The sequence below is a fragment of the Alteromonas sp. 1_MG-2023 genome, assembly GCF_030547075.1.
GTDB lineage: Bacteria > Pseudomonadota > Gammaproteobacteria > Enterobacterales > Alteromonadaceae > Alteromonas.
Map to the genome: position 1 here is coordinate 263,031 of NZ_JAUOQH010000004.1, position 22,772 is coordinate 285,802.

Here is a 22,772-nt window from a genome sequence, read left to right on the forward strand (position 1 = left end):
GCTATTGAGGTCGTGCCAGCCTATAGGATAAAAAATGGTAATCTTCATTTCACGCAAAAAAGGTTAATGCATTGTTATGAATATTGAAGCGTCTGATTTTGGCGTAGTTGATGGTAAAACCGTCACGTTATACACATTAAGCAACTCTCAGGGTATGCAGGTTAAAATTCTGAATTATGGCGGTATTGTGCATGAGTTAAATGTACCCGATGCCCAAGGTAATCTGCATGCTTGCGTACAGTCTTATTCAACTATAGAAGGCTATGTGGACGATCCTAGTTACCGAAATGCAATAGTAGGGCGTTTCGCTAACCGCATTGGGCATGGAAAGTTCACGTTAGAAGGTGCTGAGTATCACCTCGATAAAAATGGGGGTGAACATAACTTGCACGGCGGTATTCCAGGTTTCCACAAAAAGATGTGGAAAGCTAAGGCAGAAACCCATGCAGACAGTGTTTCGTTATCTTTAAGCTTATCTAGCCCTGACGGCGAAGGAGGTTTTCCTGGCAACGTAGACGTTGAGGCTGTTTATACCCTAGATGATGCTAACACGTTATCGCTTTCATTGAACGCTACTACAGACAAAGCGACCCCTTTCAGCCTTACTCAGCACGCCTATTTTACGCTAAGTAAAGATGCGACAGTGGAAAACACTCTTGTGCAAATTGACGCAGAGCAGGTTACCGATGCAGACAGTACTTTATTGCCAACAGGCAAGCTAATAGAAGTAGCCGGTACGCCCTTCGACTTTAGCGCACTCACACGGGTGAACGAAAACAGCGCAAAATCACATGATCTATATAATTTAGTGGGTGGGTACGATCATAACTTCGTATTAAATAAAGCGGTAGCTGGAAAGCCTCAGGCACAAGCCTTTGCTGAAGATACAAATTTGCAAATGGATTTATACACTGACTTACCGGGTATTCAGTTCTATACGGGTAGCTTAGAAACTGACAGTCAACTTGGCGCATTATGTTTAGAGCCTCAGCACTTCCCAGATGCACCTAATAAGCCAGAGTTTCCTGATTGTATCATTTATCCCGATAAACCCTTTACCGCTGAAATTCGGTATCAATTTAAACTGAGATAAATGAAAGATAGTGCATTTCAATTGTTAATTTAATTAACACTGTATTATCTTTATTCGATAATTGATAATCGTGAGCCCTTACTATATTATTGAGGGTAAACGTTTAACCTTTTTGGTTTGATTACACCTACTCACACAAAATTTATTTGGTGACGGTGTGGCAAAATTGCAACGAAAGCCAAATAAATAGTGAGAGGAATTATGGGAAAGCCCTTCGACCCAACTGACGATCCACATCGCCGTTATAACCCATTGCTAGGTGAATGGGTTTTAGTGTCGCCACATCGCGCTAAGCGCCCTTGGCAAGGACAATCTGAAGAGCCTTCAAACGAGCAAAAGCCGTCATACGATCCCACTTGTTATTTGTGCCCGAGCAATACTCGGGTAAACGGTGAAGTAAATCCTAGCTACACTGGCACGTTCGTTTTTGAAAATGACTTTGCTGCATTGAAAAAAGACACCCAGCAAGCCAGCGAAAAGAGTGGATTGTTTCAGTTTGAAACCGAGCAAGGTTGCAGCCGTGTTATCTGCTTCTCTCCCGATCACAGCAAAACGTTGCCGGAACTTACCGACGATGAACGCACTGAAGTGGTGAATTGTTGGAAAGCACAAACCGAAGAGCTAGGTAAAGAATTTACTTGGGTTCAGGTGTTTGAAAACAAAGGCTCAGCAATGGGATGTTCAAACCCACATCCTCATGGTCAAGTATGGGCGCAGCAGCACTTACCTTCAGATCCGGCGAAAAAGCTGGTTCAACTTGGTCAATACTACGCAGAAAACCAACGCCCCATGCTGCTTGATTACGCCGAACAAGAAGTTGAAAAGCAGGAACGCGTAGTTTGCCAAAATGATGATTGGGTTGTTGTGGTGCCATACTGGGCTGCGTGGCCTTTTGAAACCTTATTGCTTCCACGCTTTAACGTACAGTCATTAGATAAAATAACCGATGCGCAATCTTACTCGTTGGCGCAAATTATTGGTGATATCACCAGCCGTTACGACAACTTATTTGAAACGTCATTCCCGTATTCGATGGGCTGGCATAGTGCGCCGTTCGATAACGAAGCGCACCCAGAATGGACTGTACACGCCCATTTCTTCCCACCACTGTTACGCTCAGCGAGTGTACGCAAATTTATGGTTGGCTACGAAATGATGGCTGAAGCTCAGCGTGACCTTACGCCCGAGCAAGCTGCAGACCGATTAAAAGCACTGCCTATAGTGCATTATAAGAAACGCGAGAACACCAATGGATAACCAGTTACTTTCATCAGAATTTACACGTTGTTTCGGCACCTTGCCTACGCTTATTGCCCACGCGCCAGGTCGAGTGAACCTAATCGGTGAGCATACCGACTACAACGAAGGGTTTGTGTTTCCAGCCGCCATTAACTTTGGTACGTGGGTTGCTGCATCAAAACGTGATGACAACGACATAGTAGTGACAGCCCTTGATTATGAAAATCAGCAAAACCAGTTTTCACTGGCTGATATTCAGTATGACGATAACCAAGGCTGGGCGAACTATGTGCGTGGCGTGGTAAAAGTCCTTAAAGATGCCTTACCTGATTTTGCTGGTGCTAATCTTGTTGTTACAGGCAACGTACCACAAGGCGCGGGCCTAAGTTCATCGGCGTCTTTCGAAATCGCTATTTTGAAAGCCCTTAGTGCTCTGTATGAATTACCGCTAGACGGTGTTCAAGCGGCCTTACTTGGCCAGAAAGCTGAAAACACCTTTGTGGGTTGTTCGTGCGGCATTATGGATCAGTTAGTATCGGCCATGGGCCACGAAGGCAATGCAATGTTGCTTGATTGCCAATCACTGGCAATTGAACATTCCCCACTGCCTTCGTCACACCAAATTGTGATCATTAACTCAAATGTAAAACGTGGCTTGGTAGACAGCGAATACAATTTGCGTCGTGAACAGTGTGAACAAGGCGCGTCGTTATTAAGCGTTCCTTCGTTACGTGAAGCAACGATAGAAATGCTGGAAACCGCTAAGCCTCATATGCCTGAAGTGGTTTATCGCCGTGCCCGTCATATTATTACTGAAAACGCTCGTACATTAAGTGCAAGTGAAGCACTGAAGGTAGGTGATATCACTACGGTGAGCGAGGCGATGGCAGAATCTCATGTTTCTATGCGCGATGACTTTGAAATTACCGTACCGCCAATTGATTACCTTGTAGAGATTATTGGTGAAGTATTAGGTAAAACCGGTGGCGTTCGCATGACTGGTGGCGGTTTTGGTGGCTGCGTTGTGGCGTTAGTTCCAACCGACTCAGTGGATGCGGTTAAGCAAGTGGTGTCCGACAAGTACTTCGACGAGACTGGCTACAAAGCCGATATTTATGTATGCACAGCGACTCAAGGTGCCTTTGCTTAATTTCTTTATGTAATACACAAGCCTCCCGTTAACGATTACTTGTGCCCCTTGCGTTGTTTTGAATTTCAAGACAACGCTTTTTTTTGCCTTAAATTTATATTTCTTGTTCATCTAAGTTAATGAAATGTGATATTAATGATGCGCTTTTTGGCGAAGTCATAAAGAAAGTCATGGTGTGGACTTTAACTTTAATAATAATAATACCAATTGCCTTCATCGACCCTGCATCGAGAAAATTCGCACCGCAAAACTAAAATAATCGTTGGGAAAAACTATGAAATTAGCATCGTTAGATATCACAGTGTTTGTGATCTATGTGGTGGCGCTTATCGGCATCGCATGGTGGGTATCAAGGGAAAAGCAGGGGCACGAAAAAGATACGAACGACTACTTCTTAGCAGGCTCTAGCTTGCCATGGTGGGCAATAGGCGCCTCGCTGATTGCAGCAAATATATCGGCAGAGCAGATCATTGGTATGTCAGGTTCTGGCTACCAGCTGGGATTAGCTATTGCTTCTTATGAATGGATGGCAGCCATCACCCTCATTATTGTGGGAAAATACTTTTTACCTATCTTCTTAAAACATAAAATATATACCATGCCGCAGTTTCTAGAGCAGCGTTACGATCATCGCGTACGTAAAGTGATGGCGGTATTTTGGTTAGGTGTATATGTATTTGTAAACTTAACCGCGGTCTTGTGGTTAGGCGCTTTGGCTATTAACACCATTGCTGGTGTGGACATGATTTACGGTATGATATTCCTAGGTGCTTTCTCGCTAGCGTATTCGTTATACGGCGGGCTAAAAGCCGTGGCACTTACCGACATTATTCAAGTGGTACTATTGATATTCGGTGGCCTGTTTTTATCGTATACCGCGCTTAATTTAATCAGTGGTGGTAATGGCCCTATTCAAGGCTTTATTGACTTAAGTAATCAGCTACCTGAAAAATTCGATATGATTTTATCGAAAGATAATCCGCATTATATGGACTTGCCGGGCATTTCCGTACTCATTGGTGGTATGTGGATAATGAACCTGTCGTACTGGGGCTTTAACCAATACATTATTCAGCGCACATTGGCGGCAAAAAGCTTACAAGAAGCCCAAAAAGGGATTGCGTTTGCGGCATTCCTTAAACTGTTAATGCCATTGATTGTGGTGTTACCAGGCATTGCGGCAGTGCTATTAGTGCCGGACCTTTCAAAGCCTGATCAAGCCTACCCATCACTAATGAGCATGATGCCAGTAGGGTTAAAAGGAGTTATTTTTGCCGCGTTAGTAGCCGCAATAGTGTCGTCGTTAGCTTCGATGACCAACAGTGTATCGACCATATTCACTATGGATTTATACAAAGACAAACGCCCGAATGAAAGCCAACATCACTATGTAAAAGTAGGCCGTATTGTTAGCTTTGTATCACTTATTATTGCCATGATTACCGCAAAACCATTATTGGGTAATTTCGATCAAGCCTTTCAATATATACAAGAATTTACAGGCTTCTTTACGCCAGGTATTTGCGCCCTGTTTGTATTGGGTATGTTCTGGAAGAAGACCACCGCAACCGGTGGATTGTGTGCGGCACTAGGTTCGTTTGTACTTAGTATTGTATTCCGTCAATTCTGGCCTGAACTGCCGTTTATTGACCGTGTTGGTATCGTGTTCTTACTTTGTGTTTCTGTGGCAATCATTGTGTCGCTTGCCGAGAAAAAAGGTGTACATGAAAACGCGGTAGATTTAGATGAGGTCGAATTCGCTACAACGAAAGGGTTTAATATTGCCGCGTTCGCCGTAGTGTGTTTGCTTATCGCCTTCTACGGCGCTTGGTGGTAAAGAGCGACTGAAGGCAGAGAGTAAAAGGGAATGGTTTGGGCGCGTAATCTATCAAGCGCCCAATAAAACCATGCGAAAGTTCAGCCGACAAGCGATGAATATTTTGATAGCGTTCAAATTTGAAAGCACACGGGAGAGAAAAAACTTAATTTCTCCCGTTCAAAATAAGATATACTAATCGGCTAATATCGATGAAACTTTCGCACTTGTTGTTGTCACAAAGTGATAGAGCAGCAAGGCACTAAATACGTTACAGGAGACACCAATGGCAACGAAAGGCGTTAACAAGGTCATACTTGTGGGAAATCTAGGTAATGATCCTGAAGTACGATACATGCCTAACGGTAACGCCGTTGCGAACCTAAGCTTGGCTACCAGCGAAAGCTGGAAAGATCCGCAAGGCCAAATGCAGGAACGCACTGAGTGGCACCGCCTTACTATGTACCGTCGCTTAGCAGAAATTGCCGGGGAATATCTGAAAAAGGGTTCTCAAATTTACGTTGAAGGTAAATTGCAAACGCGTAAGTGGCAAGATCAGTCAGGCCAAGACCGTTACACCACAGAAATCATTGTAGACCAAATGCAAATGCTTGGTGGTCGCGGTGGTGAAGGTGGCGGTGGTAATGCGGGTGGCGGTTATCAACGCCCTCAGAATAACCAGCAAGGTGGATACCAGCAACAAGGTGGTCAAAGCCAAGGCGGTTATCAACAGCAAGGCGGCCAGAACCAAGGTGGTCAAAACCAAGGTGGTTACCAACAGCAAGCGCCTAATCAAGGCGGTGGTCAGTCACAGCCTAAGCAGCCTCCAATGGCTGAGCCAGACTTTGACTTTGATGACGACATTCCGTTTTAAACAAAGACAAAATGTTGAAAAACAATTTAGAAAGCCGCTATTAAGCGGTTTTTTTGTTTTATAAGTAAATTATTGTTTTTAGATTGAAAAGGGCTTGTTTTTACAAGTCCTTTTTTATTTTCTTTAAATTCTATTGGGAACCCTTTAGGATTAATGGAAGTGTATCTCTGGCACCAAAAAAACTCTAAACTGGTACTATATTTCCATCACCCCCTTTGAAATGATTCAACGCATAAAGAATGCGCTTAATTACGTATAAAATAATAACAAATACGTTAATAATAATAAGAAAGCGTCGCTTAAAATAAAAACTGCCTTATACAATATTTTAGCAACTTATGGTGATAAATCGTTATCACCTTGAAGCTTAGTATCAAATCACCAGGACATGAAAATCAATTGCGCCGTAAAGCTGAACTTTACGTGTGGTGCTTTTGTGCCTGGCCCTGCCAGAAATTTAATATTCAGCGAATGAAAACTGATAGTAATTACATCAGTTTTCATCTAAAGGAGTGTGAATGTACAGCATGCCGAGTTCATTATCTAAGTCTATGCTTTTTCTTAGTATGTGGTGTTGCCTCTGCGTTAGTTTCCCTACGTTTTCCAAAAACCTAAGGTTAGGTATGGGCGACCAGCTCGACTCTGACCAGGGAGCATTTGCTGAACGTTTTGAGGCGTTAGTTGAAACGTATTCTGAAGGAAAACTAAACGTTCGTTTGTATCCTGGAGGCATATTGGGCGCTGAGCCTGAAATGGTTCAGAACACACGCTTAGGTGCTCAAAGTTTCGCTTTGATAGGCGTTACCAATTTAGCGCCCTTTTCTAAAGAAATGGGCATGTTAGCACTGCCTTACCTTATCGCGGATTCTGAAGACGCAGTGAAAATGACAACAGGAACACTTGGAGAGCATTGGAACAACATAGCGAAGAAGCAAATAGGAGTAGAGATACTCGGCTGGACATACTCAAATTTTAGACACCTCACCAATTCTAAAAAACCAGTTGCCTCGCTGGAAGATTTAGAAGGACTGAAAATTCGCGTACCTCAAAACCCCATTATGCTCGCTACATACGAGGCATGGGGTGCCAATGCAATTGCAATGTCGTGGACCGAGACATTCACCGCATTACAGCAGCGGGTAGTGGATGGGCAAGATAATCCCTACATCGTTAATGATTCAATGAAATTTTATGAAATTCAGTCATATCTAACAGAATTACACTATATGTACTCCCTACAACCACTAGTAGTAGGGGTAAGAGCGTTTAATAAAATGTCAGATGAAGATAAACGCATCATTCGTCGTGCTGGAAGAGAGGCCTCTGAATTTGCACTTGCTTACCAGCTTCAAGAGGCAAGTAAAGCGAAAAAGCATATGCAGTCCGAAGGTGTAGAGGTTTATACATTGAAAGATGAGTCAAGGTGGGAATCAATAGCGAAAAACGAGGTTTGGCCATTGTTTTATGAATCAGTTGGCGGAAAAGAGTCGGTAGACTGGGTCATGTCGCAACTTAATACTAACTGTATGCGTAAGTGTGAGAAGAGGGAGGATGACAATGAGCGCTAAACGCTTAAATGTAATTCTCAACAATATAGAAAACTATTTATGTCAGTTTTTACTTTGTGTATTTGTCATTTTGTTGTTTGCACAAGTCGTATTGAGAGTAGTTTTTAATCACGGTTACCCGTGGATTGAAGAGTTATCTCGATTTGCCTTTGTGTGGTTTGTTTATCTTGGCGCTGCCTATGGCGCACAAAAAATGGCACATAACCGAGTCACTATTCAGCTATCTAAATTGCCTGAAAAAGTCCGTATTTGCTTGGATATCTTATCTGATTTCATTTGGATAACGTTCAATACCTTACTAACTTACAAGAGTATTGAGATAATTATACTCATGTTTGAATTTACTTATCATACCCCCGCACTCGATTGGTCAATGGCATACCTGTATATGATATTTCCTCTCTCATTAACATTAATGACAATTAGAATTTTGCAAAACAACTACCTTCGATTCTTTACCGATAAGAATATCGACGTGGTAGAGGAGACAATGTAGTGAGTGCTTCTTTCGTTTTATTTGGTACTTTTTTACTGTTATTGATAATTGGCTCACCTATTGTTGTGGCGTTAGGCGCTTCGGCACTACTTGTTTATGTTTATAGTGGAGATGATTTTCTTTCCCTAATTCAAACTGCATGGAACTCGGTAGACTCTTTTCCCATTATGGCTTTGCCTGCATTTATACTTGCTGGGGCGTTAATGCAAGCATCAGGTATTTCTCGGCGATTGGTGCATATTGCTGAGGTAATGGCCGGCGCTACTACTGGCGGGCTGGGATTTTCTGCAATTTTAGCCAGTATATTTTTCGGTGCGATTTCGGGGTCGGGCCCTGCGACCACGGCCGCAGTTGGTATGTTAATGATCCCCGCAATGATAGACAGAGGATATGGAAAAGGCTACGCCGCGGGGCTAACTTCGTCATCGGGCGGTATTGGTGTAGTAGTCCCTCCCAGTATACCCATGGTAATTTTTGGTGTAACAGCAAGTGTGTCAATCAGTGAACTATTTTTAGCTGGGGTAATACCGGGTATTTTAATTGCTGCTGGTTTAATGGGAATGAATTATTTTTTATGCAAACGTAAAGGGATCAAACCAGAACCCAGAGATGAAAGTGAAACATTAGGTAAAGCATGCAAAGATGGAATATGGGCAATATTAGCGCCTGTTGTCATTCTAGGGGGAATTTATTCGGGTTTATTTACCCCCACAGAAGCCGCTGTAGTCTCAGTTTTTTATACACTTTTTGTCGGTTTCTTTATTCACAAAGAATTAAAATGGCCCAGTGTATCGGCTTCGTTGCAATCTACCACATGGTTAACTGGGCGGGTGCTAATTATCATGTTTGCGGCTACGGCCTTCGGTCGTATTCTCGTTGAAAATGATATACCTTCAGAAATAGCGGCATCCTTGCTAGAGTTAACCGGAAGCCTCACCATAATATGGCTTATCGTCATTTTCTTTCTCATATTTGTTGGCATGTTCATGGAGACACTAGCCACCATCATGATAGTGACACCAGTGCTTCTTCCCGTAATGGTAAGTCTGGGCGTTGACCCCATTCACTTTGGCTTGGTGTTGGTAGTTTGTTGTGAGATTGGATTTGCGACGCCGCCTTTAGGAGAGAATATGTTTATTTCTTCCAGTATTGCTAAAGTCTCTATTGAAGAAATATCTGTCAAAGCGTTACCTTTTGTTCTCACTAGTATCGCTATTGTCATTCTATTGGCCTTTGTACCACAACTATCTCTTTGGCTGCCGAGTCTATTGGGCTACTAAACGCTTTGTTTGAATAGCTGTTTTTTTATTAAACAGCAGGGGAATAATCATGATTGAGCATTATCTCGACACACATTTTAGCTCTGCAAGAACCTTACAAGAGCAGATTCGTGAAAAGCTGATTAAAACTATTCTTTCCGGCTGTATTCCAAGTGATGAGGCTCTGCCCTCATCACGAAAGCTTGCGCAAACCCTAAATGTTTCGCGTAACACTATTTTATGTATATATGAAAGCTTAATAGATGACGGTTATTTAATTTCCAAAAAGCGACAAGGGTATTTTGTTTCGCCAGATTTTAATGGCGATAACTTTACGCCTCAACAGCAGATATCTAAATCTAGCACTAAACTCGTTCCCTCAAATAAAAAAAATGATGTCGCGCCAGGAGGCATTACAGCTGACGCGGCGCAATGGAAAAGTAGATTTAAACAAGCCCCAAGCGTTCACTCAAACATCATCAAACCGAAAAATTGGGCTGACTACGAATATCCATTCATTTACGGCCAAGTACAGCAAAATCAGTTCCCTATTCAGCATTGGAGAAACTCGTTAAGAACCATGATGGGGAACGCTGTCGTCGGTGACTGGATCCATGACAATGTGGATAGAGATGATCCGGCGTTAATAGAACAATTGCGAACACGTATCCTTCCTCGAAGAGGTATATATGTAAAATCTGATGAGATTTTGATGACAATGGGTACGCAAAACTCTTTGTTTTTAATCGCAAAGTTGCTCATTGATAAAACAACCAAAGTGGCTGTTGAAAACCCAGGCTTCAGAGATGCGCATAATATATTCAAATCATTTGATGGGGAGCTTGCGCTTCATAACGTAGATGAAAATGGGCTGATTGTGGATGACACGTTATCAGACAGTGATTATGTATTTGTAACGCCTGGGCACCAAGTGCCTACAGGCGCGGTTTTATCTGCAGATAGACGCAGAAAGCTAATGAATAAAGCAATTGAGAATGACTTTATTATTTTAGAAGATGATTATGATTCGGATATAAACTTAAATGAAGAATCTATGCCTGCACTTAAATCCGCAGATCCTAATGGACGAGTTGTCTATATGGGGAGTTTATCGAAGTTGGTTGCCCCAGGACTTAGAATGGGCTATATCGTGGCCGCGCCAGCTTTAATTGAAGAGCTAAGGGGCTTACGCCGCTTAATTTATCGTCATCCGCCAACGAATAATCAACGTACTACAGCGCATTTTATTGCCCAAGGTTTTTATGACACGCACTTAAGGAAAACGCGAGAGCTCAACCGAGAAAAGCGTGATGTGATGATGAATGCTATTCATCAAACTATGCCCGAAAACCTAGTGTCATTTTCAATTGAACCGCAAAGCTCTTTTTGGTTGAAGTTAGGGGAGCATCAAGACTCTGAATTACTTCGCTATGAAGCAGAAAAACAATCAATTCTTGTTGAACCAGGGAACATTCACTACCTTGGTATAAATGAACCTAACAATTATTTTCGATTAGGTTTTTCTGCTATTAATAAAGAAAAAATCACGCCAGGGATCCATGCTTTAAGCCGCTTAATTGACGATTTATAAATATCCTCCTCTATTTCAAAGTGTAAATTAAATTTTTCATATCTGTATGATTAATATCGTTTTATTTTTAACTTCTCACTGGACCTAAAAATACTTTGAACTGGTACTGTATTTAAAATGTACAGTTTGGAAGTATGTAAATTAATCATGTTGTTGAAACTAGCCAGGACACTGAAAGAGCTAGTAATACACATGAGCCTGCCTAATAAGAAAATACAAACAGGAACTTAACCAGGAGATATTTACATGCAACCATCGCGTTTTAAATTAGCGCCTTTATATGTGGCCGTAACTTTTATAAGTTCGGGCATTGTGTCCAACCTACATGCTCAAGAAGTCTCAGAACAGCAACGCCCTGCAACAGCAGAAAAGCAGAGCGAAGCTGTAGAGAAAATTGCTGTACTGGGTTCTCGCCGTGCAGCCAGAACGGAAACAAGTACACCAGCACCTGTCGACTTTATTTCATCAGACGACTTATCAAGGCAAGGTAATACAGATATGAGTACCATGCTAAGAAGCGTTGTACCTTCATTTAATGTTGCCGAGCAGCCTAACTTAGATGAGGCGTCGTTTATACGCCCTGCTAATTTAAGAAATTTACCCCCTGACCACACGTTAGTATTAGTGAATGGTAAACGCCGTCACCGTGGCGCAGTGATTACATTTTTAGGGAGTGGGGTATCTGACGGTGCACAAGGGCCAGACATATCACCTATTCCCAGTGTCGCATTAAAAGAAGTTCAAGTTTTACGTGATGGTGCCGCCGCTCAATATGGCTCAGATGCCATCGCAGGAGTAATGAACTTTCAACTTAAAGATGCGGCCGATGGTTTTCAACTTACCGCTCGCCGTGGTGCAACATTTGAAGGTGATGGAGAGAATTACCGTATTGCGACTAACTTTGGTTTGCCATTAACTGACAATGGTTTTATCAATATATCTGCTGATTACTCAGAATATGAGCCGACTGAAAGGCAAGTGCAGCGAAGTGATGCGGCTCAATTGTCTGTGAATAATTCGGCTATTGCAAACCCTGCCCAAACATGGGGCTCAGCTGAAATTAAGAATGACCTAAAGTTATTTGTTAATGCTGGCATTGACCTAAATGACAGTGCTCAGCTTTATAGCTTTGCTAATTACGCAGACAAAGAAGTGCAAACTGTTTTCTATTACCGTACTCCCGATGGCAGTGATAGAACTCAACGCTTCTCGAATGACGGCGGAGAAACAGTATTAGTTGGTGATACTAACCTTGATAATGATATTACTTGCCCTACGATTTTTATCGAAAATGGAAATCCTACTACTAGTGAAAATTTCGATTTGATTTCGAATGGTGGGGAATTAGACAGTGAATGCTTTGCCTTGGCAGAAATATACCCTGGCGGCTTCGCACCGATATTTGGGGCAGATGTTACCGATAAGAGTTTTGCGGTAGGTATTAAAGGCGAGTTTGATAGTGGTTTGTACTACGATGTTAGCACGCACGTGGGGAGTTCTCGCGCTGACTACTTTTTTATCAATAGTGTTAACCCTTCTTGGTCTTCTTCTACACCGAACTCGGTTATTAGCCCTGGCTATAACGTACAAACTGATACCAATGTGAACATCGATCTTTCATATCCTGTAGATGTTGGGTTAGCATCCGATTTAAATATAGCGGGTGGCTTTGAGTGGCGTAATGAGGAATATGAGGTTGGCTTAGGAGATGTAGAAAGTCGTGAAGCTGGTGATTTAGCCGGGCAAGGATTTAGAGAAACAGTAGATGGTTTTGCCGGTTTCTCAGAGCGTGCGGCAGGTATCTTTGATCGCAGTAACGTTGCTGCTTACATCGATTTGGAAGCGGATGTTACCGACACATTGATACTTGGCGGAGCGCTTCGCTATGAAGACTTTGATGACTTTGGTTCAACCACCAACTTTAAACTGTCATCGCACTTAACCCTTACAGATGAAATTTCAATGCGAGGGACGGTAAGTACGGGGTTCCGTGCCCCCACCCCCGGTCAAGCTAATTCGGTAAGAAGCTCAACGTCTGTGACCGCCGCTGGTATTTTTGAATCTGGAATATTTGCACCAACTGATCCCTTGGTTATCGCACTGGCAGACGCAATACCAGATGCACCTCAGCCACAGACCCTCACCCCCGAAACGTCTACAAACTACAGCTTAGGCTTTATTTATTCGGCCGGAGGAATCGACTTAACAATAGATTTCTTCCGTATTGAAATTGAGGATCGTATAACGTTGAGTTCTACGGTTTCTATTACCGATACGTTAGATGCTGGAGGTGCTGTTGCAGCTGATCTACAAGCCGCTATTGATGCACTGGTTGCAGCAGGAGATTCAAGTGCAAGTTCTATATCCGGCTTTAACTTTTTTATTAACGATTTCGAAACGACTACAACAGGTGTTGACGTAGTATTGAGTATGCCTATTGCGTTGAATGATGGAGATACTCGCTTATTAGCCGCTTATAACCACACTGACACGCAGGTAGAAGGAAGCTCCGACTACTTAAGTGATGTTCGCGTATTTTCTATAGAAAATGGTTTACCTAAAGATAGGCTAACGCTTACGGCGATGCACGAACAAGGAAATTGGAGTTTCGTTACCAGAGGAAGTTACTACGGAGAAATCGGTGTCGGAAACGACATTGGCCTAGGCACATATAATGATTTTGACGGCTACTACAGCGGTAAGTTCCTCGTCGATGTTGAAGCGCAGTATTACTTTAATAATGCTTTCTCTATGACGTTCGGGGTACAAAATCTCTTTAATACATATCCTGATGAGGTATCTAACCCGGCTGACAATGCAGGGCAAATCTATCCAGAAGAGTCACCATTCGGTTTCAATGGAGGAAGTGCCTACCTACAGCTAAATTATAGTATTTAAGCCCTTAAATTACGCCAGTTCTGGTACTAACAATGATTAGGACTGGCGCTAATTTTTCGTCGCGTTTTTGTACATAATTACGCTCTATATATGAATAATAGATAAGGTCGAAGTTTGGTAGATTCTTTTGGGATTCTTATTCTAGCTGCGTTTATTGCAGGTGTAGTTCGTGGGTATGCTGGCTTTGGTTTTGCAGCTATTGCCATTATTGGTTTTAACCTAGTACTCGCACCTCAACAAAGCATACCTATCGTTTTAGGCTTAGATGTGATTTGTAGCTTGAGTTTACTTTCACAAGCGCTGCGTCAAGCCGATTTTCACACCTTTAAAATACTGATTGTTGGCGCGCTTTTGGGTATTCCAATAGGGCTTGGCTTATTGGTATTGATACCAGGTGAGGTAATGAAGTTACTGATCTGTACAATTATTTTGGCATTTTCAATACTGCTTTTCGCCAACGTAACCGTGAAAAATACTAACAATAATATAGTGAAATCAGCGTTTGGAGTTTCAAGTGGCATAGGCACTGCTGCAGCTTCGGTAGGAGGCCCTATGATTGTGTGCTACATGCTATCAAGCCGGCTATCTCCTAGTCAGCAAAGAGCCACTATGATCCTTTTCTTCGTAGTTAGCGAGACGTTAGCATTAGGCGCTATTGCTAGTAGTGGATTACTCGAGTTATCGATGCTGAAAACCTTATTAGTGGTGCTTTTACCGACCCTTATCGCAGTAAGAATTGGGCAATGGTTCTTTAATAAGAAGCCGCCGAAATCATTGAAGCACTTTGCACTCCCCATCATGCTTTTAGTGGCCCTACTAGGCTTAAGTGCCTCGTTAAAAGCAATTTTTTAAAAAATGGTTTTCCTGTTTGGAGCCTCAATACATGTTAGCCTATTTTAAGGAAATATTATGAACGATACTTCTCATCCCGCTTTAATTGGTGCGTTAACGACTACAGCACCGAAAACCTACAATTTTAGCCCAGGCCCAACATCATTACCTCAATCAGTTGAGGAGCGCATTGCTCAGAGTTTCCAAACAGGGAAGTTGACATCGTTAGCACTGTCGCATCGTTCACCTGAATTTGTAAAAATTTTATCGACCACAAAAGCCAAAATACGCGACGTAATGTCAGTGCCAGATAATTACGAGATACTATTTACTCATGGTGGTGGTCACGGGCAATTTGCTGCAGTACCCCTAAATTTGTGCACTTCTAGCGATGATGTTGCAACTTATGTGATAAACGGTACTTGGTCTGAACGAGGGCGAGATGAAGCTAAACGGTATTGCACTGTAAATACCATAGATGCCAAAGGCGAAAATGGGCAATACACGACTTTTCCCGCACTTGATGAGGCAAACATCGATAGCAGAAGTAAGTTTATTTACCTATGTTCCAATGAGACAGTAAATGGCATAGAACTTTACCGCTTACCTAACCTTCCTGAATCTCTTCGACATATTCCGCTGGTGGTCGATGCCAGCTCAGATTTCAGTACGAAACCGATTGATTGGGAAGGAGCTAATGTAGGTATTTTGTTTGCGTGTGCATCGAAAAACATAGGCCACCCTGGCGCAACTGTTACTATTGTGCGGAAAGATCTGATGGGGCAAGCAAGCCCACTCTGTCCTGGTGTTTTTCACTACAAAACCAATGCTCAGTCAGATAATTTGTGGAATACCCCAGCTACCTTCAATATTGAAGTAATTGGCTGGGTAATGGATTGGTTAATCGAACAGGGAGGGGTTGAAGCTTGTGAACAGCGCTCAAAAGCCAAAGCGCAATGCCTTTACGATATAATCGATAGCGTGCCAGAGGTTTATCAAACACCAGTGGAGCCTAAATCGCTGCGAAGTAGAATGAATGTTCCTTTTAGTGTGATGAACGGGGATCAAAAAAAGACAGACAGCTTTTTAATTGAAGCCTGGGAAGCAGGTATTGTTGGCTTAAGAACGCTTACACCGTTTGGTGTTGGTGAGTATTTAAGAGCTAGCTTATACAACGGTGTTTCACTTGCGCAAGCAAACGTGTTGGCTTCATTTATGAAAGATTTTGCTGCCCGGCAGAAATAAAGACAGACGTACCTTATAACATTAATCAAAAAGCCTGCTTCAGCAGGTTTTTTTCGTTACAACTGGAGGGTAATCACCCTTATGCTTAAGGTTATCTTTAAGGACAACTATGCTCACCGGACTGTGCATATCTTCAACGCCCTCTCAACATGAAAAATTGACTTTCACGCTTCTGAAAAGCTTATTAGTAATTTAATATGTCAGACCATAAAATCAGGGTCTAAGATGGAATATATTTCTCAATCAACCTATCAAATGAGCTTTTTTGCAGGGGCTTAATAATGTAACCCTTAGCCCCTTTTTGCATCGCTTTAGTCACCGTAGCTTTATGCTTATCTCCTGATAGCATGATAATAGGCGTGTCGGCATTTAGGCTTTGCTGTGAGGACGCTTGGCCTACAATGTAAATGCCATTGCTGTCAGGTAGGTTTACATCCATCAACACAAGATCGTATTTTTTCGTGGTTAACGAGGCGTAGGCTTGCCTGCCAGTGGTTACCGTGTCGCAATGCATCTTGTATTTGCTAATCAATCTTTTGGTGAGCTGAAGACTAATAATGTCATCTTCCACGACTAAAATGGAAGGTATCTCGTTGTTTTTTTCTAGTACCTTTTCAGGGTCGATATCTTGATTATATAGTCGGTTAAACACGTAGTCTTTATCTGTCTCTTTTGCCGGTGGGGTGGCTTCAGTACTAGAGCCTGCTGTGTCTTTTTGCTCGCCGGCGTCTGGCGTTAAACCTGCTGTTTTTAGGTCGAGCGTTTTTTCTAATAAACTAATAGCGCGTGCTTGTAGTTTAATAAGTTCAGGGCGAATTTGGTCTGATTTTATTTTAGATAAAGTTTCTTGTAACTTTACAATATCAAGGTCGACGGCTTGTTCCATTTCTACCCGCGTTACGGCTCTTTCTAATGCACTTTCAATTTCGACAATGGAATTTTCAAACTCAGATTTTAGTTGGTTTTTGTATTCTAGTCCGTGTTTCAACGCGTGCTTTATTTTGTCATCGAAGTGATCAATTTTGCGAAAGTAAGTCTGCTGAGCAAGCATCTCTTTGTCTTGAACATAAACACCTAATTCGCTAAACAAATGTTCGCAAATTAGAATGATACGATGCAATTCATAAACAGGTCTCGCAATCATATAGTCATCGATAATCCCCGCTGCATGGGCTTCATAAGCCTCTTTCTCGAACTGACGAGGAATAAGGCTCACGATTTTATGGCTACACAAATGGTATGACTTTAACGCTTCAAGGGTGCGATAGTAAGTAAATAGGCTTTTTTCTAACGATTCACCGGTAAACAAAAGCACTTTGGGCTTAGCATCAATCAGCAGTTTGCATAAATCTTTCATCGCATAGCAAGCCACGTAATCATCAAAGTGCGTGTTTATGATTTCCAGCACAATTTCGTCACTTTGCGGCTCGGTGATATAGAGAACAATTTGAGCTTCACTGGCGTGCATCATGATTTTCCAAATACTGACTTAAATGGGTGATAAGGTCTTCTATCGCGGTTTTCATTTCTTCCCAATATTTCAACATAAGCTCATCTGGAGCTGTGTGCCTTCCTGTGGTTTCTACTATTTCGCATAAGTGACTTAAATGATATGCCCCCACTATTCTTGCGCTACTTTTCAATCTATGTGCAAGTTTAGACAGGCTTTCCCAGTCACTGGCATCAACTAAGTCGCGCATTTGTGAATAGTCTCGTTTTAAATTACTCTCAAATGAGCATAAATACTCATATTCTTCTTTCGGACTAATCTCTCCAACCATCTCGATTAATGCTGAAATATCAAAAATACCGGCGGGATCAATATTGGTGTTTACTTGGCTACTGTCATCAAAAAAATCACCTTCGAAGGTGTAAGTGTCTTCTTGAGGTATTGCTTCCGTAGCCGCCAAAGGTTCTTGTGAAAAATCCTGTTGAACTATAGGCTCGAGCTCGTTGTTTGTTCGAGTAATTAAATCCGACAATGTTTGCAACGTTAACGGCTTCATTAAGATACGATCTACGCCTACCTCGCGGCAATGTGCTTGGCACTGTTTTGAATTATCGGCGGTAAGAATAAACATGGTGGCTGGTGATCTTTGTTCGGTTTCCTCTAGGTCTCGCAAAATACCGATAAGCTCGCCGCCTGTAATTACGGGCATTTGATAATCGCTGATCACTAAATTAAAAGGTTGTTGTTCAAAGAAAATAACGGCTTCTTCTGCCGACATAGCAAAGCTTGCCTTAACCCCTAAGGCATCAAATTGTTTTTTAAGCACATAGATATTGTCTTCATTATCTTCTACAACCAAAATTCGTAGTCTGCTGGAAATATTTCGAGGCTGCACAGGCTGCCCGCTTGATGACGTTGCAGCGGTAGAAGGTAAAGTTAAAGCATGTAGTTCGAGCAACTTTAATGGGACCAAGTGAATTTGCTTTGTATCTGAAGGGACAGCCTTATTTATATTATCAACAATAAGGGCTGTTTGGTCTTCAGGTAAGTTAGATAGCGCGGCATGAAATGACATTTCAGATTCAACCAATCCAGACTCAAGTGCTCTTATTTCATCCAATAAATAGAGGTGTTTAGGTGCAGCCGATTTAGGCATATCATCGATAAACCGAGCGTTAAAGCCGAGTCGTTTTGCGTACAACTCAAGATCGTTAAAGAAAACAGGGTTATTGGTTTCAAAAGTATATCCCTTCAAGCTAGGGGATAAGCGTTCTACTTCTGATTCTGAGCAGGCTTTTAAGGGAAGTTGCACTACAAAAGTAGAGCCGGTTCCTAGCTCACTCTCCACGTAAATACCCCCGCCCATTAACTGCACTACCTTTTGGCATATACTCAAACCTAAACCTGTACCACCAAAGTTTTTATGAATATCGTCGTTTGCCTGGGTGAAACGGTCAAAAATAGTGTGAACTTTAGTGCTTTCTATACCAATGCCGTTATCGATAACATTAAAATTAATGTAATCGGTTAATTCATCCTTCAGCACCTCTATACGAAGTGTGGCATTTAGTTTTTGATTAAATTTGAGTCCATTACTGACTAAGTTAGTAAGTACTTGCGTAAGGCGCAGTTCATCAACGTTAACGACACTGGGTATGATAGGGTCGACATACAAAGTAAGCTCAATATGTTGTTGCTTAGCTTGCCCATAAAAGGTACTTATCAAATCTTCACACAATATTCTTAAATTAATGTCGGTTGGTGAGAGTTGGACCATATTGGCATCAAACTTAGTAAAGTCTAGTACGTCATTGATAAGGTTTAGCAAAGCGGTTGAGCTTTTCGACACCCGACGTAATAGCTCATTTCCTTTGAGCGCTTCTTGATGCTCGCATAAATCTAGTAAACCAATAATGCCGTTTAACGGTGTACGCACTTCGTGGCTCATTGCGGCCATAAAGTTACTTTTAGCATTGCTTAATACATTGGCCTCGTTAAATGCACTTTCAAGCTGCTCATTCAGACCTTTTATTTGTGATTCATTAATAATTAAGCCAACCCTGCCACCGGTAAAGGTGAGGTTGTCTCGGTATTCATAATACTGTCCGTCAGGGGAGGTGAAGGATAATGAGAGCTCTTGTTTACTGTTGAACTTTCGTCTTAAAAAGCGATAGGTTATTGTCCGTAACCGGACATCGTCTTGTGAAAAGTAAAGGCTAAAGTCTTTAAGAATGCTATCTAACGGTACGTCGTTTAAGCTTCTATTCGCACCGAAAGGAAAAATACGTTGGAATTGTTCGTTTACTAGGTCTATCTTGCCGTCACTACAAATAATGGCGGCGTCGGGTATTTTATCGATAGCCGTGACTAAATTGTAGTATCGCTTAGCGAGCGCAGAAGGCTTGGAATTCGCTATTTTAACCAGCGTCCGTCCATGCTCCATTGGCATGGCGGTGAAAAGCTTTTCTTCACCTTCCATTACGCAAAATGCCAGTTCCTGCTCACCATTTAGTAAAGGAAGTATTGTGTCCAATATAATAGGTAAGTTTGACGACAAAACCTCGTTTGCAGTTAACTTATTATTGGCCGCCAAAATGTCCAAATTGTTATTAACAACCAGAACTGGGTGATAAAACAAATTAATCAGGTTTTGCGTCTTTATCAGATCTTTATTAATTCCATTATCTTTTATAGTCATGAAAAGGTGGTCTACTATTGAAAGAGCATAAAGTTGATTTTTAAAAGGAGTTTGTTTTGTTGATAGCAATTTTTAATGTAGATGACTATAGGCATAATTGCGAAGGGAAGCGTTAGGAAACATAGTATTCTAAGTTTTAGATTACGGTTTAGAGCTGAAGTCCGAAGCCCTTAAGCCCGAAGCCCTGAAAAGTAATGGAGTAGCAGATGGTGAAGGATGTGTTGACTGCAAGGCAACTTGTGTTTAACGAAAACCATGAAGTATATGCCTGTGAATTCCTATGTTTAGATACAGGAAGTGGCCATGCAGAGTCTCCCGCTCACAATAACCCATTGTTGGGTGTTATGACCACTGAGGTTCTGACCAAGGTATGTAACAGTGTTGAAGAAGGCGGGCGACATTTAAATGTGCCAATGTTCATTAACGTTGATCAGAACTTTTTGAGTGAAACCGACAGTATTACCCCGATAAAACCAAACATCATTTTAGAGATACTTGCATCGGTAGAGCCCACCGAGGCTAATTTAAAACGTATTCAGCAATTAAGGCGTTTAGGCTTTGAATTTGCTTTGAGTGAATATGCGTTAGACCCAACCAAAACGCCTTTTTTCAAATACCTTAAAATTATTAAAGTCGATGTGGTCAAACTGACCGAGAAGCAACTTGAAAAAAGCATTCCAATTCTAAAAAAGTCGAACTGTTTACTATTAGCTGAAAAAGTTACATCGCAAGCCCTGTACGAGCAGTGTAAAGCGTTGGGGTTTGATTTGTTTCAAGGGGATTATCTTGAATACCCCTCTCTTTTAGAAAGTAAGAAAGCCAGTGCAGAGCAGCAAAGTAGCCTGCAGTTAGTATCTGAGTTTAGTAAAGGCGATATTGAAGTTGATAAAGTAGCCGAAATTATCTCTTGTGATCCTGTTTTAACGACGAAAATTTTACATCTAATAAATTGTCCGCTTTATCAACTTGTTCGTGATGTAAATAGTGTGCGGGAAGCCGTGGTGATATTGGGCTTAGACGTAGTGAAACAATGGGCTATTGTTATGTCGTTAATGTCTGTTTCGACAAGCCCTAACGAGTTGTTTCGAACCCTACTAACAAGGGCGAAAACCTTAGAGCTTATTGCACATCATAAACAAAAAGAGCAAGTGCAGGTTCTTGCATTGGAATGTTTTTTGGTGGGCTTATTGTCGGGTGTAGATGCCATTTTTGAAGTTAAGATAGACACCCTTGTTGGCAACATGAAAATAGAGACTCATTTAAAACAAGCGCTGCTCACGCACGACAATGAATTAGGTACATTACTGAATAATGTCATCGGAATAGAAAGGTTCGATAGCCAAACATTTGAACGTTTATCTAACCAAGAAATCTGCCTGATAGGTCGATGCCAACAAGATGCAGCGTTATGGGCCGATAAGGTAATGGCCAACCTATAAGCCGAATTTTAACTCTTTGTTGTACATACTTACGATGAGCGCGGTGATGAGTGTTTATATCGGTAATTGCATGTATATAGCTAATTGATGCTTGTATAGTGTCAAGTGAGGCTTATGATTAGTTGCTTCGCTTATTGCATTTGGAGCTCTCATGTTTACCGGATTGTGTGCCTTTCCCCTTACACCTTTTCATGATGAAAAAGTCGATTATCGTGCTTTCGATAAACTTATTGGCAACGTGGTACAAGCTAAGGTTGAATCAATCTGTGCCATGGGCTCAACGGGCCTTTATCCATACTTAAACAGAGATGAACTTACACAGGTTACTGAAGCGACCGTGGGTTCAGCAGATGGCATACCGGTAATGGTAGGAATTGGTGCTCTGCGTACCTACGACGTATTGAAAAATGCAGATGCGGCACAGCAAGCTGGGGCAAGTGCCTTGTTACTCGCGCCGGTATCTTATCACCCACTACATGAAGCTGAAGTGTTCGGGCTATACGAAAAAGTTACGGCTGAAATCTCAGTGCCTTTATGTATTTACGAGAACCCTGGGGTGACTCAATTTAGTTTCAGCGATGGGTTATATAGCCAAGTTACCCAACTTCCTAATGTAGGGGCGATCAAAATTCCAGGTATGCCTTTTGCCAATTCAAATTCTGCTTCTGGCACCAGCACCGAAAGTAAACCCAGTGCAAGCGGCGCTGCCCGCCTTGCTACATTACGTAAGCTCGTGCCAGAGCATGTAGCCATTGGAGTAAGTGGTGATAAGTTTGGCGCATTGGGAATGCATGCCGGTTGCGACCTGTGGCTGTCTGTCCTTGGTGGGTTATTTCCAAATACCGTAAAAGCAATGATTACCGCAAGTAAAGCATCCTCACCGCAAGAAGCTATAGCGCAGTCTGAACGCTTAGCGCCATTGTGGGAGTTGTTCGCCCGCAACAAAGGCGGAATGCGAGTTATGGCTACCGCGGCTGCAATAATAGGGCTTACAGAGGCCAATTGTTTACCCCATCCGCTACAGCCATTGCAGAGCGACGATAGACAAATATTGGAAACCCTTTTGAAGCAATTATCACTGGGTTAAGCAGCACGTGAATTATTTAACACTTTTTGCCCGTGTAG

Annotated in this window: 16 protein-coding genes; 14 read left to right on the plus strand and 2 right to left on the minus strand. The window is 42.1% G+C overall.

Going from position 1 to position 22,772, the window contains the following annotated elements:
- The first annotated feature begins 76 nt into the window (after positions 1 to 76).
- From Q4561_RS06265 to serC, 12 genes are all read left to right on the plus strand, one after another.
- Positions 77 to 1,093 (plus strand): aldose epimerase family protein, encoded by a 1,017-nt coding sequence (locus tag Q4561_RS06265; RefSeq protein WP_303458415.1) that lies wholly within the window; start codon positions 77 to 79, stop codon positions 1,091 to 1,093.
- 201 nt (positions 1,094 to 1,294) lie between these two features.
- Positions 1,295 to 2,350, plus strand: a complete 1,056-nt coding sequence (locus tag Q4561_RS06270) for a UDP-glucose--hexose-1-phosphate uridylyltransferase (protein ID WP_303458417.1) — start codon at positions 1,295 to 1,297, stop codon at positions 2,348 to 2,350.
- Positions 2,343 to 3,482: a galactokinase gene (galK, locus tag Q4561_RS06275; protein ID WP_303458419.1), complete on the plus strand. Its 1,140-nt coding sequence runs from the start codon at positions 2,343 to 2,345 to the stop codon at positions 3,480 to 3,482. The genes Q4561_RS06270 and galK overlap by 8 nt, the downstream gene beginning before the upstream one ends.
- A gap of 274 nt (positions 3,483 to 3,756) precedes the next feature.
- Complete coding sequence (locus Q4561_RS06280) at positions 3,757 to 5,319, plus strand: sodium/sugar symporter (protein ID WP_303458421.1); 1,563 nt, start codon at positions 3,757 to 3,759, stop codon at positions 5,317 to 5,319.
- Positions 5,320 to 5,584: 265 nt separating this feature from the next.
- The gene (locus tag Q4561_RS06285) at positions 5,585 to 6,172 is read left to right on the plus strand and encodes a single-stranded DNA-binding protein (protein WP_159528021.1); all 588 of its coding nucleotides are present in this window, start codon (positions 5,585 to 5,587) and stop codon (positions 6,170 to 6,172) included.
- A 623-nt stretch (positions 6,173 to 6,795) separates the two neighbouring features.
- Positions 6,796 to 7,740, plus strand: a complete 945-nt coding sequence (locus tag Q4561_RS06290) for a TRAP transporter substrate-binding protein (protein WP_303458425.1) — start codon at positions 6,796 to 6,798, stop codon at positions 7,738 to 7,740.
- The gene (locus Q4561_RS06295) at positions 7,730 to 8,236 is read left to right on the plus strand and encodes a TRAP transporter small permease (RefSeq protein ID WP_303458427.1); all 507 of its coding nucleotides are present in this window, start codon (positions 7,730 to 7,732) and stop codon (positions 8,234 to 8,236) included. Before Q4561_RS06290 ends, Q4561_RS06295 begins: the two co-directional genes overlap by 11 nt.
- A complete protein-coding gene (locus Q4561_RS06300) occupies positions 8,236 to 9,516 on the plus strand; it encodes a TRAP transporter large permease (RefSeq protein ID WP_303458429.1) in 1,281 nt (426 codons plus the stop codon). The genes Q4561_RS06295 and Q4561_RS06300 overlap by 1 nt, the downstream gene beginning before the upstream one ends.
- Positions 9,517 to 9,565: 49 nt before the next feature.
- Positions 9,566 to 11,086 (plus strand): PLP-dependent aminotransferase family protein, encoded by a 1,521-nt coding sequence (locus Q4561_RS06305; RefSeq protein WP_303458430.1) that lies wholly within the window; start codon positions 9,566 to 9,568, stop codon positions 11,084 to 11,086.
- 246 nt (positions 11,087 to 11,332) lie between these two features.
- Positions 11,333 to 13,984, plus strand: a complete 2,652-nt coding sequence (locus Q4561_RS06310) for a TonB-dependent siderophore receptor (RefSeq protein WP_303458432.1) — start codon at positions 11,333 to 11,335, stop codon at positions 13,982 to 13,984.
- A gap of 114 nt (positions 13,985 to 14,098) precedes the next feature.
- Positions 14,099 to 14,836, plus strand: coding sequence for a sulfite exporter TauE/SafE family protein (locus tag Q4561_RS06315; protein ID WP_303458434.1), 738 nt, complete (start codon positions 14,099 to 14,101; stop codon positions 14,834 to 14,836).
- A 57-nt stretch (positions 14,837 to 14,893) separates the two neighbouring features.
- Entirely contained in the window at positions 14,894 to 16,060 is a 1,167-nt protein-coding gene (serC, locus tag Q4561_RS06320) for a 3-phosphoserine/phosphohydroxythreonine transaminase (protein ID WP_303458436.1), read from the plus strand.
- 220 nt (positions 16,061 to 16,280) lie between these two features.
- Here the strand turns inward: serC and Q4561_RS06325 are convergent, their stop codons facing one another.
- Positions 16,281 to 17,531 (minus strand): response regulator, encoded by a 1,251-nt coding sequence (locus tag Q4561_RS06325; protein ID WP_303458437.1) that lies wholly within the window; start codon positions 17,529 to 17,531, stop codon positions 16,281 to 16,283.
- The gene (locus Q4561_RS06330; protein WP_303458439.1) at positions 17,515 to 20,208 is read right to left on the minus strand and encodes an ATP-binding protein; all 2,694 of its coding nucleotides are present in this window, start codon (positions 20,206 to 20,208) and stop codon (positions 17,515 to 17,517) included. The genes Q4561_RS06325 and Q4561_RS06330 overlap by 17 nt, the downstream gene beginning before the upstream one ends.
- 206 nt (positions 20,209 to 20,414) lie before the next feature.
- On the opposite strand from Q4561_RS06330, the gene Q4561_RS06335 reads away from it, so the two are divergent.
- Both Q4561_RS06335 and Q4561_RS06340 read left to right on the plus strand, forming a co-directional pair.
- Positions 20,415 to 21,647, plus strand: a complete 1,233-nt coding sequence (locus Q4561_RS06335; protein WP_303458441.1) for an EAL and HDOD domain-containing protein — start codon at positions 20,415 to 20,417, stop codon at positions 21,645 to 21,647.
- Between the two features lie 151 nt (positions 21,648 to 21,798).
- Positions 21,799 to 22,734 carry a dihydrodipicolinate synthase family protein gene (locus Q4561_RS06340; RefSeq protein ID WP_303458443.1) on the plus strand — a complete coding sequence of 312 codons (936 nt, stop codon included), beginning with the start codon at positions 21,799 to 21,801 and terminating at the stop codon, positions 22,732 to 22,734.
- The last annotated feature ends 38 nt before the right edge of the window (positions 22,735 to 22,772 follow it).

What these genes read in the sequence shown, in the direction of transcription:
- Q4561_RS06325 (WP_303458437.1), bottom strand. Translation starts at nt 17,531, where the DNA reads ATGATGCACGCCAGTGAAGCTCAAATTGTTCTCTATATCACCGAGCCG.
- Q4561_RS06280 (WP_303458421.1), top strand. Translation starts at nt 3,757, where the DNA reads ATGAAATTAGCATCGTTAGATATCACAGTGTTTGTGATCTATGTGGTG.
- Q4561_RS06285 (WP_159528021.1), top strand. Translation starts at nt 5,585, where the DNA reads ATGGCAACGAAAGGCGTTAACAAGGTCATACTTGTGGGAAATCTAGGT.
- Q4561_RS06265 (WP_303458415.1), top strand. Translation starts at nt 77, where the DNA reads ATGAATATTGAAGCGTCTGATTTTGGCGTAGTTGATGGTAAAACCGTC.
- Q4561_RS06295 (WP_303458427.1), top strand. Translation starts at nt 7,730, where the DNA reads ATGAGCGCTAAACGCTTAAATGTAATTCTCAACAATATAGAAAACTAT.
- Q4561_RS06340 (WP_303458443.1), top strand. Translation starts at nt 21,799, where the DNA reads ATGTTTACCGGATTGTGTGCCTTTCCCCTTACACCTTTTCATGATGAA.
- Q4561_RS06270 (WP_303458417.1), top strand. Translation starts at nt 1,295, where the DNA reads ATGGGAAAGCCCTTCGACCCAACTGACGATCCACATCGCCGTTATAAC.
- Q4561_RS06330 (WP_303458439.1), bottom strand. Translation starts at nt 20,208, where the DNA reads ATGACTATAAAAGATAATGGAATTAATAAAGATCTGATAAAGACGCAA.
- Q4561_RS06305 (WP_303458430.1), top strand. Translation starts at nt 9,566, where the DNA reads ATGATTGAGCATTATCTCGACACACATTTTAGCTCTGCAAGAACCTTA.
- Q4561_RS06335 (WP_303458441.1), top strand. Translation starts at nt 20,415, where the DNA reads ATGGTGAAGGATGTGTTGACTGCAAGGCAACTTGTGTTTAACGAAAAC.
- Q4561_RS06290 (WP_303458425.1), top strand. Translation starts at nt 6,796, where the DNA reads ATGGGCGACCAGCTCGACTCTGACCAGGGAGCATTTGCTGAACGTTTT.
- Q4561_RS06310 (WP_303458432.1), top strand. Translation starts at nt 11,333, where the DNA reads ATGCAACCATCGCGTTTTAAATTAGCGCCTTTATATGTGGCCGTAACT.
- galK (WP_303458419.1), top strand. Translation starts at nt 2,343, where the DNA reads ATGGATAACCAGTTACTTTCATCAGAATTTACACGTTGTTTCGGCACC.
- serC (WP_303458436.1), top strand. Translation starts at nt 14,894, where the DNA reads ATGAACGATACTTCTCATCCCGCTTTAATTGGTGCGTTAACGACTACA.